The sequence below is a fragment of the Mesorhizobium amorphae CCNWGS0123 genome (genome assembly GCF_001686985.1).
Classification (GTDB): domain Bacteria; phylum Pseudomonadota; class Alphaproteobacteria; order Rhizobiales; family Rhizobiaceae; genus Mesorhizobium; species Mesorhizobium amorphae.
Window position 1 is genome coordinate 4,650,030 of sequence record NZ_CP015318.1, and the last position, 12,211, is coordinate 4,662,240.

9 protein-coding genes are annotated in these 12,211 nt (G+C 64.7%); 5 read left to right on the forward strand and 4 right to left on the reverse strand.

Annotated elements, in window-relative coordinates; all coding sequences use genetic code 11:
• Positions 1-11: 11 nt before the first annotated feature.
• The 5 genes from A6B35_RS21985 to A6B35_RS22005 all read left to right on the forward strand — a co-directional run bounded on the left by A6B35_RS21985 (position 12) and on the right by A6B35_RS22005 (position 8,296).
• Entirely contained in the window at positions 12-2,465 is a 2,454-nt protein-coding gene (locus A6B35_RS21985; protein ID WP_006203298.1) for a GcvT family protein, read from the forward strand.
• Positions 2,462-3,361, forward strand: coding sequence for a homocysteine S-methyltransferase family protein (locus A6B35_RS21990; protein ID WP_006203297.1), 900 nt, complete (start codon positions 2,462-2,464; stop codon positions 3,359-3,361). Before A6B35_RS21985 ends, A6B35_RS21990 begins: the two co-directional genes overlap by 4 nt.
• Positions 3,361-4,542 (forward strand): pyridoxal phosphate-dependent aminotransferase, encoded by a 1,182-nt coding sequence (locus tag A6B35_RS21995; protein WP_006203296.1) that lies wholly within the window; start codon positions 3,361-3,363, stop codon positions 4,540-4,542. Before A6B35_RS21990 ends, A6B35_RS21995 begins: the two co-directional genes overlap by 1 nt.
• Positions 4,539-6,989 carry a GcvT family protein gene (locus A6B35_RS22000; RefSeq protein WP_006203295.1) on the forward strand — a complete coding sequence of 817 codons (2,451 nt, stop codon included), beginning with the start codon at positions 4,539-4,541 and terminating at the stop codon, positions 6,987-6,989. The genes A6B35_RS21995 and A6B35_RS22000 overlap by 4 nt, the downstream gene beginning before the upstream one ends.
• Before the next feature lie 164 nt (positions 6,990-7,153).
• On the forward strand, positions 7,154-8,296 hold the full coding sequence (locus tag A6B35_RS22005) for an NAD(P)/FAD-dependent oxidoreductase (protein WP_006203294.1): 1,143 nt from the start codon (positions 7,154-7,156) through the stop codon (positions 8,294-8,296).
• Between the two features lie 33 nt (positions 8,297-8,329).
• Here A6B35_RS22005 and A6B35_RS22010 read toward each other — a convergent pair whose 3' ends face one another.
• The 4 genes from A6B35_RS22010 to A6B35_RS22025 are packed head-to-tail and all read right to left on the reverse strand — an operon-like array spanning position 8,330 to position 12,196.
• The gene (locus A6B35_RS22010) at positions 8,330-8,917 is read right to left on the reverse strand and encodes an NAD(P)H-dependent oxidoreductase (RefSeq protein ID WP_006203293.1); all 588 of its coding nucleotides are present in this window, start codon (positions 8,915-8,917) and stop codon (positions 8,330-8,332) included.
• The gene (locus A6B35_RS22015) at positions 8,917-9,498 is read right to left on the reverse strand and encodes an NAD(P)H-dependent oxidoreductase (protein WP_006203292.1); all 582 of its coding nucleotides are present in this window, start codon (positions 9,496-9,498) and stop codon (positions 8,917-8,919) included. Before A6B35_RS22015 ends, A6B35_RS22010 begins: the two co-directional genes overlap by 1 nt.
• Complete coding sequence (locus tag A6B35_RS22020) at positions 9,498-10,898, reverse strand: FAD-binding oxidoreductase (RefSeq protein ID WP_006203291.1); 1,401 nt, start codon at positions 10,896-10,898, stop codon at positions 9,498-9,500. Before A6B35_RS22020 ends, A6B35_RS22015 begins: the two co-directional genes overlap by 1 nt.
• Complete coding sequence (locus A6B35_RS22025) at positions 10,895-12,196, reverse strand: cytosine deaminase (RefSeq protein ID WP_006203290.1); 1,302 nt, start codon at positions 12,194-12,196, stop codon at positions 10,895-10,897. Before A6B35_RS22025 ends, A6B35_RS22020 begins: the two co-directional genes overlap by 4 nt.
• Between the last annotated feature and the right edge of the window lie 15 nt (positions 12,197-12,211).

Sequence of the window (12,211 nt, forward strand, 5' to 3'; positions counted from 1 at the left end):
GGGAGAGCAACATGGCCGGTTTGCCAACCACGGCACGCGTGGTGATCATCGGAGGCGGTGTCGTCGGCACCTCTTCGCTCTACCACCTTGCCAAGGCGGGCTGGACCGACTGCGTGCTCTTGGAAAAGAACGAGCTGACCTCCGGCTCGACCTGGCACGCCGCCGGCAACGTGCCGACCTTCTCCTCGTCCTGGTCACTGATGAACATGCAGCGCTATTCGACCGAGCTTTATCGCGGGCTTGCCGACGCGGTCGACTATCCCATGAACTACCACGTTACCGGCTCGCTCAGGCTCGCCCACACAAGCGAGCGCATGCAGGAATTCCAGCGCGCCAAGGGCATGGGCCGCTACCAGGGCATGGACATCGACGTTGTCGGCCTCGACGAGATCAAGCGCCGCTACCCGTTCATCGAAACGCATGAGCTGAAGGGCGCGCTCTACGATCCGAGCGACGGCGACATCGATCCGGCGCAGTTGACGCAGGCGCTGGCCAAGGGCGCGCGTGACATGGGGGCAAAGATCATCCGCTTCTGCCCGGTCACCGGCGTGCGCCGCGAGAACGATGAATGGGTGGTCGAGACGGCGCAGGGCGAAATCCGCTGCGAGATCGTCGTCAACGCCGCCGGCTACCGTGCGGCCGAGGTCGGCAAGATGTTCGGCCGCGAAGTACCGATGATGGTAATGAGCCATCAATACATATTGTTCGAGGAAATCCCCGAACTGGCGGCATGGTCGAAGGAACAGGGCAAGAAACTACCGCTGCTGCGCGACGTCGACACGTCCTACTACCTGCGCCAGGAAAAGACCGGCATGAATCTCGGGCCCTATGAGCGCAATTGCCGCGCGCACTGGGCGACCCACAACGATCCGATGCCGGAGGATTTTTCCTTCCAGCTGTTCCCCGACGACCTCGACCGTCTCGAGCACTATCTCGCCGATGCCGTAGCGCGCGTGCCCGTCCTCGGCACCGCCGGCCTGTCCAAGGTCATCAACGGCCCGATCCCCTATGCGCCGGACGGCAACCCGCTGATCGGACCGATGCCCGGCGTGCCCAACGCCTTCGAGGCCTGCGTCTTCACCTTCGGCATCGCGCAAGGCGGCGGCGCCGGTAAGGTCCTGGCCGAATGGGTCACGCAAGGCCAGACGGAATGGGACATGTGGTCCTGCGACCCGCGCCGCTTCACCAGCTTTGCCGCCGCACCCGATTACTGCGTCGCCAAGGGCATGGAGATCTACGGCAACGAATACGCCATCCAGTTCCCGCGCCATGCCTGGCCCGCGGCACGCGACCGCAAGCTGTCGCCGCTGCATGATCGCATCAAGGCGCTCGGCGGCCGCTTCGACGCCTACAATGGCTGGGAGCGCGCCACCTGGTACGCTCAAGCTGGCGACGATGTCTCGGAAGAATCGACGCTGACCTTCCGCCGCGACGGACCCTGGCTGCACCGCGTGCGCGAAGAGTGCCTGGCGGTGCGCGATGCCGCCGGCATTCTGGACCTGCCGGGCTTCTCCCGTTTCAACCTCGAAGGTCCCGGCGCTGCCGATTGGCTGAGCCTCCAGGTCACCGGCCTGGTGCCGAAGCCGGGTCGCATCGGCCTCGTCTATTTCTCCGACGACAAGGGTCGCATCGTCACCGAAATGTCGGTTGTGCGCCACGGCGAGGACCAGATGACGCTGATCACCGCCGCGGTCGCGCAGTGGCACGATTTCGAATGGCTGAAGTCGCGCATGCCGAAGAATGCGCCATTCACGCTGATCGACCGGACCGAGGAGTACTCGACACAGATCCTCGCCGGTCCCAACTCGCGCAAAATCCTCGCCGAGGTCTGCGCCGCCGATCTTGCCTTGCCCTGGCTGACCCATCAGGAAACCAGCATCACCGGACGCTGGGCCAAGCTGGTGCGCGTGTCCTTCGCCGGCGAGCTCGGCTGGGAAATTCACACCAAAGTTGGCGACACCGCCACGGTCTTCGACGCCGTCTGGGCTGCCGGCCAGAAGCACGGCCTGAAACCGTTCGGCATGTACGCGCTGGATTCGCTCAGGCTGGAAAAGGGCTACCGCGCCTGGAAGGGCGACCTGTCGACCGACTATTCGATCCTGCAGGGTGGGCTGGAGCGCTTCGTCAAATGGGACAAGCCCGCCTTCCGCGGCAAGGCCGCTCTGCTGAACGAAAAGCAGCAGGGCGTAAAGAAGCGATTCGTCACGCTGGTCGTCGAGAACCCCGGCGATTGCGATGCGCCCTATATGTCGACGCTCTGGCATGACGGCCAGATCGTCGGCGAGACGACATCCGGTGGCTGGGGTCATCGCATCGACAAGTCGATCGCGCTCGGCATGCTGCGCGCCGACCTGACCGAACCCGGCACCGCGGTCGAGTTGGAGATCTTCGGCGACCGTTTTCAGGCGGTCGTGCAGAAGGACGAACCACTGTGGGATCCGAAGAACGAAAGACTGAGAGCATGAAGAAAGTCGTCCTCACCGATGGCGGCATGGGCCAGGAACTGGTCCGCCGCAGCAAGTCCGAGCCGACGCCGCTGTGGTCGGCCAGGGTATTGATCGACGAACCGGATCTGGTGCGCGACCTGCATGCGGAATTCATCCGTGCCGGCGCCTGCGTCATCACCATCAACACCTACTCTGCGACGCCTGAGCGGCTGGTGCGCGAAGGCGCGGAAGACCTGTTCAAGCAGTTGCAGAAGCGCGGCATCGAGCTGGCTAGGCAAGCGTGCGAGCAAGCCGGAGAGGCAACCATCGCCGGCTGTCTGTCGCCTTTGTTCGGCAGCTATGCGCCGGCGCTGACCATCTCCTACCAGGAGACGCTCGACACCTATCGCCGCATCGTCGCGGAACAGGCCGACGGCGTCGATCTGTTCCTGTGCGAAACCATGGCCTCGACCGACGAGGCCCGCGCCGCCGTCACCGCGGCATCGGAAAGCGGTAAGCCGGTCTGGGTGTCCTGGACGCTCGCCGACCACGGTGCACCACGCCTGCGCAGCGGCGAAGCGATCGCGGCCGCATCCGGCGCGCTTGACGGCATGCCGCTCGCTGCAAGGCTGATCAATTGCTGCCGGCCCGAAGCCGTCAGCGCCGCGCTCCCCGAACTGATCGCACTCGGCGGCCCGGTCGGCGCCTATGCCAACGGCTTCACCTCGGTCGAGGCGCTGAAACATGGCGGCACCGTCGAGGTGCTACATGCGCGCCACGACCTCGATCCGGAGGCCTATGCCGATCAGGCGATCGGCTGGGTCGAGGCCGGCGCAAGCATCGTCGGCGGCTGCTGCGAAGTCGGCCCTGCCCATATCGCCGCCTTGCACGACCGGCTCGAACAGGCCGGCTATCAGATTTCGGGAGTTCAATGATGCCCAGACCATCGTCCCGCATTACCGGCATCGTGCCTTCGGGCAAGGATGGCTGGGAGGTTCATTTCACGGCCTGGACCCGCAAGCAGGCCGGCGAGGACATCATCATGCTGTCGGTCGGCGACCATGATTTCGATACGCCGGACCAGACCATCGAAGCCTGCGTGACCGCAGTTCGCGGCAGCAACCATCACTACACTCCGCTGCCCGGCCTGCCGCGCCTGCGCAAGGCAATGGCGGCGGCCTCGACCGCCTGCACCGGCATCACGACAAGCCCCGACCAGGTCATCGCTACACCCGGCGGGCAGGCAGCGCTCTACGCCGCCGTGCAGGCCGTGCTTGACAAGGGCGACCATGCCATCGTGGTCGCCCCTTACTACGCGACCTATCCCAACACTTTCAGCGCAGCCGGCGCCGACTTCACCGTCGTCGAGACCCCCGCCGAGGATGGTTTCCAGCCACACGCCGCCGGCATTCGTGCGGCAATCCGGCCGAACACACGCGCCATCCTCATCAATACGCCGAACAACCCGACGGGCGCGGTCTATTCGCGCCAGCACCTCGAAGAGCTGGCTGAGGTCTGCCGGGAGCATGACCTCTGGCTGCTGTCCGACGAGGTCTACTGGACGCTGGGGGGTGGCGAGCATTTGTCCCCGCGTTCCCTGCCCGGCATGGCCGAGCGCACGCTGGTCATCAATTCGATGTCCAAGAGCCACGGCATGACCGGCTGGCGCATGGGCTGGCTGACCGGCCCAAAAGAGATGATCTCGCTGCTGGTCAACCTCAACCTGGTGACCACCTACGGCCTGCCGGCCTTCATCAGCATCGCCTGTGCCGAGGCGCTCGAAAACGGCTACGGAGTCAAGGAGATTGCCGCGCGCTATGCGGCGCGGCGTACCGTCTTCCTCGATGCCATGCGCGGCATGAACGACGTCACCGTGCACGGTTCGGAAGGCGGCATGTTTGCCATGCTCGACATATCGGCCATCGAGCCCGACGACGAGAAATTCGCCTTTGCCTTCCTCGATGAGGAAAAGGTAAGCGTGATGCCTGGCTCCAGCTTCGGCGAGGCCGCCGCCGGCCATATCCGGGTCAGCCTCTGCCAGCCCGAACCGGTGCTGCTGGAAGCAGCACGGCGCCTGCGCCGTTTCGTGTCCAGCTATCGCCGCGAGGCCGCATGAGCGCCAAGACCATCCCGACCAAAGCCCGCGCGGTCATCATCGGCGGCGGCGTCTCTGGCTGTTCGGTCGCCTACCATCTGGCCAAGCTCGGCTGGACCGACATCGTGCTGCTCGAACGAAAGCAGCTGACATCGGGCACGACCTGGCACGCGGCCGGTCTGATCGGCCAGTTGCGCGGCTCGCAGAATATGACGCGGCTGGCGAAATATTCGGCCGACCTCTACGTCAAGCTGGAAGCCGAGACCGAGGTTGGCACCGGCATGCGCCAGGTCGGCTCGATCACCGTGGCGCTGACCGAGGAGCGCAAGCACGAGATCTACCGCCAGGCATCACTGGCGCGCGCCTTCGATGTCGACGTGCGCGAGATTTCACCTAATGAAGTCAAAGAGATGTACCCATATCTGAACATTTCGGATGTCGTCGGCGCGGTGCACCTGCCGCTCGACGGCCAGTGTGATCCGGCCAACATCGCCATGGCGCTGGCCAAGGGCGCGCGCCAGCGCGGCGCCACCATCATCGAGAATGTGAAGGTCACCAAGGTCCACACCAAGAATGGCCGCGTCAGCGGCGTGTCCTGGGCGCAGGGCGAAGAGCAAGGCACGATCGAGGCCGACATCGTCGTCAACTGTGCCGGCATGTGGGCGCGCGAGCTCGGGGCGAAGAATGGCGTCACCATCCCACTGCATGCCTGCGAGCATTTTTATCTGGTCACCGAGCCGATCCCCGGCCTCTCGCGCCTGCCGGTGCTGCGCGTGCCGGACGAATGCGCCTACTACAAGGAGGACGCCGGCAAGATGATGCTCGGCGCCTTCGAGCCGGTGGCAAAACCCTGGGGCATGGACGGCATCCGCGAAAATTTCTGCTTCGACCAGCTGCCGGAGGACATGGAGCATTTCGAGCCGATCCTCGAAATGGGCGTCAACCGCATGCCGATGCTGGCGACCGCCGGCATCCACACCTTCTTCAACGGTCCCGAGAGTTTCACCCCTGACGACCGCTACTACCTCGGCGAGGCGCCGGAGCTGTCTGGCTACTGGATGGCGACCGGCTACAATTCGATCGGCATCGTTTCGTCGGGCGGCGCCGGCATGGCGCTGGCGCAGTGGATCAACGACGGCGAAGCACCGTTCGACCTCTGGGAAGTCGACATCCGCCGCGCTCAGCCGTTCCAGAAGAACCGCCGCTATCTCAAGGAGCGCGTCTCCGAAACGCTCGGCCTGCTCTATGCCGACCATTTTCCGTATCGCCAGATGGCGACCTCTAGAAATGTCAGGCGTTCGCCGCTGCACGAACACCTGAAGGCGCGCGGCGCCGTGTTCGGCGAGGTCGCCGGCTGGGAGCGCGCCAACTGGTTCGCCCGTGACGGCCAAGAGCGCGAATACCGTTATTCCTGGAAACGGCAGAACTGGTTCGACAACCAGCGCGAGGAACATCTCGCGGTCCGCAACGGCGTCGGCCTGTTCGACATGACCTCGTTCGGCAAGATCCGCGTCGAGGGCCGCAACGCCTGTGCTTTTCTGCAAAGGCTCTGCGCCAACGACATGGACGTCGCGCCGGGCAAGATCGTCTACACCCAGATGCTCAACCAGCGCGGCGGCGTCGAGAGCGACCTCACCGTGTCGCGCTTGTCTGAAACCGCCTACTTCCTCGTCGTGCCCGGCGCGACGCTGCAGCGCGACCTCGCCTGGCTGCGCAAGCACCTGGCCGACGAATTTGTCGTCATCACCGACGTCACCGCCGCCGAGGCCGTGCTCTGCCTGATGGGACCGGATGCGCGAAAACTGATTCAGAAGGTGAGCCCGAACGACTTCTCCAACGAAACCAACCCGTTCGGGACGTTTCAGGAGATAGAAATCGGCATGGGCCTGGCCCGCGCCCATCGCGTCACCTATGTCGGCGAACTCGGCTGGGAGCTCTATGTCTCGACCGATCAGGCGGCCCATGTCTTCGAGGCGATCGCCGATGCGGGTGCCGATGTCGGCCTGAAACTCTGCGGCCTGCATACGCTGGACTCCTGCCGCATCGAAAAGGCATTCCGCCATTTCGGCCACGACATCACCGACGAGGACCATGTGCTGGAGGCCGGTCTCGGCTTCGCGGTGAAGACGGCCAAGGGCGATTTCCTCGGCCGCGATGCGGTGCTGAAGAAGAAGGAGGCCGGCCTATCACGGCGGCTTGTGCAATTCCGCCTGAAAGACGCGCAACCCTTGCTCTTCCACAACGAGGCGATCCTGCGCGACGGCAAGATCGTCGGCCCGATCACCTCGGGCAATTACGGTCATCATCTCGGTGGCGCCGTGGGGCTGGGCTACGTGCCCTGCAAGGACGAGAGCGAGACGGACGTGCTGGCCTCGTCCTACGAGATCGAGATCGCCGGCGAGCGCTTTGCGGTGGAAGCATCGCTGAAGCCGATGTACGATCCGAAGGCGGAACGGGTGCGCATGTAGCATCACCCAGCTGGCTGCGCCCCTTCCACGCCGATCGAAAATTTCCTTACCGTGAACTTTGCCGAGGACACTGCTACGCTGCTGTCCTGGCCCAACCGGCATCGCATAACGCCGGACGGCCGCAGGGCCGCATTTTGCATGCGGCAACACAACGGAGGGGAAAAATGAACACAACAAGCATGCCGCGCGTCCTTGTCCTTGGGGCGGGCTTCGGCGGCCTCGAACTCACCACCCTGTTGTCCGAGACTTTCGGTGCGGACATCGACGTGACCTTGATCGACAAGAGCGGCGCTTTCGTCTTCGGTTTTTCAAAGCTCGACGTCATGTTCGGCCACAAGACGGCGGATGCCGTGCGCATGCCGTACCGCAACTTCGTGAAACCAGGCGTGCGCCTGCTCAGGCAGACGGTCACCGCCATCGATGCCGAAGAGCGGCGGGTCACCACCGATGGCGGCGTCCATGAGGCCGACTTCCTGATCGTGGCGCTCGGTGCCGACTATGATTTCGACGCCACGCCGGGGCTGGCGGGCGCCAACGAATTCTATACGGTCGCGGGCGCCGAGCGCCTGCGCGACGTGCTGCCCACCTTCACCGGGGGAAAGGCCCTCGTCGGAGTCTGCGGCGCGCCCTACAAATGCCCGCCGGCGCCAAGCGAATGCGCCCTTATGCTGCACGACTATCTGGTCACTCGCGGTGTGCGCGGTGCCTGCGAGATCAACTTCGTGCTGCCGCTGCCGAGCCCGGTGCCACCCTCGCCGGAAACGTCGCGAGCGCTGGTGGCGGCCTTCGTCGAGCGCAATATCGGCTTCATCCCGGGCCGCCGCGTCGCCTCGATCGACAATGCCCGGAAAGTCGCCATTCTCGATGACGGGGTCGAGATGCAATTCGACCTGTTCCTCGGCGTCCCCAGGCACCGCGTGCCCGACGTGGTGATTGACAGCGGCATGGCCGAGAACGGCTGGATCCCGGTCAATCCGCGGACATTGGAAACCCGCTATCCCGGCGTCTACGCAGTTGGCGACGGCGCCAACACCGGCACGCCGAAGGCCGGTGTGTTCGCCGAAGGGGCCGCGCGCGCCGTGGCCAGCGACCTGATCGCCAGGCTGCGCAAGACCGGCAGCGGAACGCAGTATGATGGGTTCGGCACCTGCTATATCGAGTTCGGCGGCGGACGCATCGGCAAGGTCGAAGTCGATTTCTTTTCCGGTCCAAAGCCGACCGGCACCTACCACGAGCCGTCAGTTGCCTTGCGCGCGGACAAGGAGGTTTTTGGATCGAGCCGCCGTGCCCGCTGGTTCGGACTGTAACGTTCGAAGTCCGCAGCCGATACGGCAAGCAGCCTAGAACCGCTCCAGCTTGCGCCGCACCTTTGTCAGAAACGCCGCCCTGGTCGCCGGTGTCGAGGAATCCATCAGATAGTGCGCCAGGAAGAACGTCCGGCATCGCGTCGCGCACAGCGCCCGCATGCCGCGCAGGATGGTCTTGCGTCCCGGCTGGCCGACGACGACGCTCCACCAGGTCGGCGCGCCGCAGGTGGTGATGACGCCGACCCTGGTCACATGCGTCATCAGCGACTTGATCCGCCCCTTTCCCGGCGGCAGCTTGAAGGCGACGTCGGTCGCCCACACCCGGTCGAGCCAGCCCTTGAGCATCGCCGGCAGTCCGTACCACCAGGTCGGATAGACGAAGAGGATCGCCTGCGCCCAGCCGAGATGATCGAAATGCGGCTTGAGCGCCGGATCCTGCGGCGCGCGCTCATTGTAGAAGCGCCGCTCGTCGCAGCCCATCACCGGATTGAAATTCTCGGCATAGAGGTCGAGCAGCCGCACCTCCCAGCCCCTCGCCTTCAGCACCTCGACGGCACAGTCGCGGATCGAGGCGCAGAAGCTTTCGGGAACCGGATGGCAATAGACCACCAGCACCCGCATCAGAACGCGTCCATGCTCGCGCCGACCTTGGCCATGAATGCCCGGCGCGTTTCGTCGGTCGACAGGTTCATCGAATAATGCGCGAGATAGGAGACGGAAGCGCCGGGCTTGATCGTCGCACGCAGCATGCGGTTGACCAGCTTGCGCGGCGGATCGCCCATCAGCATGGCGCGGAACCGGCTGCCGCCATAGGTGGTGACGGCGGCCAGCTTGCGAATGTTGTGCAGCGACGGCTGCACCTTGCCGTCGACCAGCCTGAAAGACACGCCGGGCAGGAAGACGCGGTCGAAAAAGCCTTTCAACATCGCCGGAAAACCGAAGTTCCAGACCGGATAGGACAGCACCAGCGCCTCGGCCCGCAGCAGGCGCTCGACATAGCCAGCGGCAGCATCGCCCTCGCCGCGTTGGTCGTGATAGCCGAGCCGCTCGGCCCGTGTCAGCCGCGGGTCGAAATCCTCGGCATAGAGATCGCAATCGTCTACGGCATGGCCGGCCGCCGTCAGCCGCTCCACGATCGTCCGGTGCAGGCCGGCATTGAAGCTGGTCTCGACCGGATGCGCGTAGAGGACCAGGATCTTCATCAGCCCGCCTTTTGCAGCCCCTTGAACAGGAACGACTTGCCCGAACGGTAATCGTAGTCCGGATTTTCCCAGGCGATCATCTTGCCAGGGTTGAGCAAGCCCTGCGGATCGGTCTCGCGTTTGAAGGCGAGTTGGACATCGTCGGTCCGCTTCATGCCGCCCTCTTCCAGCGTGTAGCGGTGCGGGTTGAAGATCCAGCAGCCATTGTCCTCATGGATGCGGATGATCTCGTCCAGCCGCTCCGCCGTGGTGAAACGGACCAGCGGCAGGCCGGCCGCGCCGATAGCGCCGTCGAAGCGGATGAACTCGAGATGCGCCGGCACCTCGTCGCCGAAGCGGTCGACCATCGCCTTGACGTGGGCGAGATGATCCGGCGACGGATAGCGCGCCTGCAGATAGGTGATCGTTGGGTCGACCCTGATGGCGCGCAGCGTCGTGTGGTTCCAGGTCAGCTCATAGGCAGGCGGCAGTCCCTTGAGGTCAGCCTCCTGGTCGGCGCGGAAGACGATCTCGCCCTTGCTGCTCCTGACGAAGGCGACAAAGGCGTCCATCGCATGCGGCGCGATCATGCACACCACGATGCTCTGCTCGCGCCGGAAGAATTTCTGGTGCCGCTTGAAATAGTCGTAAGGGACTGGGGCAGCGATCGGCGTGATCAGCTTCGCCAAGATGCCGTCCTGGATGGCGAGGTCGTTGCCGAAGCTGGCGGCGTCCATGAAATCGTCGAAACCGATAATGACGTCGATCCAGTCATAGCTGGCCGTCAGCGGCATTTCGACCTCGGTGATGATGCCGTTGGTACCATAGGCGTGCATGACCTTCAGCACGTCCTCGCCGGTGAGCTCCATGACGCGCGGCTCGGCCTCCATTGTCACGGTCCGCAGGCGAATGACATTGCCGAGATCGCGCAACCCGCCCCAGCGGATCGAGCCGACGCCGCCCGAGCCGCCGGCGACGAAGCCGCCAATCGAGGCGGTGTTGTAGGTCGACGGCGACATGCGAAGTTCCTGGCCGGAATGCGCACGCGTCGCCTTGTCGATGTCGGCCAGCACCGCGCCCGGTCCGGTGACGACGCGGCCCGGCGCGATCGTCTTGACCGTGTTCATCTCGGCGAGGTTGAGCACCACACCACCCGACAGCGGCATTGCCTGCCCGTAATTGCCGGTGCCGCTGCCGCGCGGCGTCACCGGCACGCCATGCCGGTGGCAGGCGGCGAGCACGCGGATCACCTCGTCCTCGTTTTTCGGCGTCACGATCAGGTCGCCGGTGACGTGGTCGAGCTGTTGTTTCAGCACCGGGCTGTACCAGTAGAAGTCACGGCTCTTCTGCTGGACGATCGCCGGATGGTCGTCGATCTTCAGCCCGTCGAGGTCGCGCTTCAGCGCTGCGATGTCCATCATCCCACCATCAGTTCGTCGAGTTCGGCATAGTCGGGCAGCTTGCGTTCGATCGCCCTGCCGTCGCGCACCACGATGCGATCCGATTCCGGCCGCGACAGCAATTCTGTCCAGCTCCGGCCCTTGAAGACGACAAAGTCCGCCGCACCACCGGCGGCAAGCGTGCCAAAACCGTCGAGCCGCATCACCTCGGCCGGCGTTGACGCCACCGCTTGCGGCCAGTCGCCGACCGGGTGATCGAAATGCAGGATCCGCGTCGCCATACGGTAGACCTCGAGCATGTCGAGATCGCCATAGGCATAGAACGGATCGCGCGTGTTGTCCGATGCCACCGCGACTGGGATGCCCCTCGCCTTCATCTCATGCAGCAGCGTCACGCCGCGCCAGCGCGGCGTGGTGTTGTCGCCTCGCCGGTCCTGCAGATAGAGGTTGCACATCGGCAGCGACACCACGGCGACCCCCGCCTTCGCCACCTTGTCCAGCGTGTCGAGCACGTCGAGATCGGGCTGGCGTGCCAGAGAGCAGCAATGGCCAACCAGGATGTTGCCCTCAAAACCGTTCCAGAGCGCCGCCTCGGCGATCTTCTTCAGCGAGATCGCCGCAACGTCGTCGGTCTCGTCGGCATGGAAATCGAGGTCAAGCCCGTGCTTGATCGCCTCAGAAAACACCTTGTCGAGAAGCTCCTCGAGGTCAGGCACCATATAGGTGACGACGCCGAGCACACCCTTGGCGTCGGCGACACGCTTCGCCAGTTTCTCGAACCATTTTGTCTCGCGCACGCCTTCGATGCCGAGCAGGCAGGCGGCCTGCAACTCGATGCGCCCACGCCATTTGTCCCGCATCGTCTCGAACACCGGCCAGGAGATTTCCTCCTGCGGCGCGACGCTGTCGAGATGCGTGCGCAGCGCCTTGGTACCGTGCGCGTAGGCCGAGCGTAGCGAGAAATCCATGCGGCGCGCGACGTCCTCGGCACTCCAGCGCGCGGCGCGGTCGGCCCCCGTAGCGTTGAGCGCGCCCATGAAGGTGCCGTCGGGGTTGGGTTTTCGGGGCCAGATATGGCCCTTGTCGATATGGGTGTGACAGTCGACGAAGCAGGGCAGGACGATACGGCCGCCAAGGTCGACGGCATCAGCCGGCGTCTTCGACCGGCCATGCGCGACAATGCTGGATATCCTGCCGTCGGCGACGGTGATGTCGGCAAGCGCGAAGCCGTCGCTATCGAAGGTCGCGGCCAGGCCCGACGTCAGCGATGCGTGAAGCCGGACATTGGTAAGGCGATACGAGGCAGCGTCCGGGATCAAGTTCCGCCCCCAAGG

What these genes read in the sequence shown, in the direction of transcription:
- A6B35_RS22020 (WP_006203291.1), bottom strand. Translation starts at nt 10,898, where the DNA reads ATGATGGACATCGCAGCGCTGAAGCGCGACCTCGACGGGCTGAAGATC.
- A6B35_RS21985 (WP_006203298.1), top strand. Translation starts at nt 12, where the DNA reads ATGGCCGGTTTGCCAACCACGGCACGCGTGGTGATCATCGGAGGCGGT.
- A6B35_RS22000 (WP_006203295.1), top strand. Translation starts at nt 4,539, where the DNA reads ATGAGCGCCAAGACCATCCCGACCAAAGCCCGCGCGGTCATCATCGGC.
- A6B35_RS22005 (WP_006203294.1), top strand. Translation starts at nt 7,154, where the DNA reads ATGAACACAACAAGCATGCCGCGCGTCCTTGTCCTTGGGGCGGGCTTC.
- A6B35_RS21990 (WP_006203297.1), top strand. Translation starts at nt 2,462, where the DNA reads ATGAAGAAAGTCGTCCTCACCGATGGCGGCATGGGCCAGGAACTGGTC.
- A6B35_RS22015 (WP_006203292.1), bottom strand. Translation starts at nt 9,498, where the DNA reads ATGAAGATCCTGGTCCTCTACGCGCATCCGGTCGAGACCAGCTTCAAT.
- A6B35_RS21995 (WP_006203296.1), top strand. Translation starts at nt 3,361, where the DNA reads ATGCCCAGACCATCGTCCCGCATTACCGGCATCGTGCCTTCGGGCAAG.
- A6B35_RS22010 (WP_006203293.1), bottom strand. Translation starts at nt 8,917, where the DNA reads ATGCGGGTGCTGGTGGTCTATTGCCATCCGGTTCCCGAAAGCTTCTGC.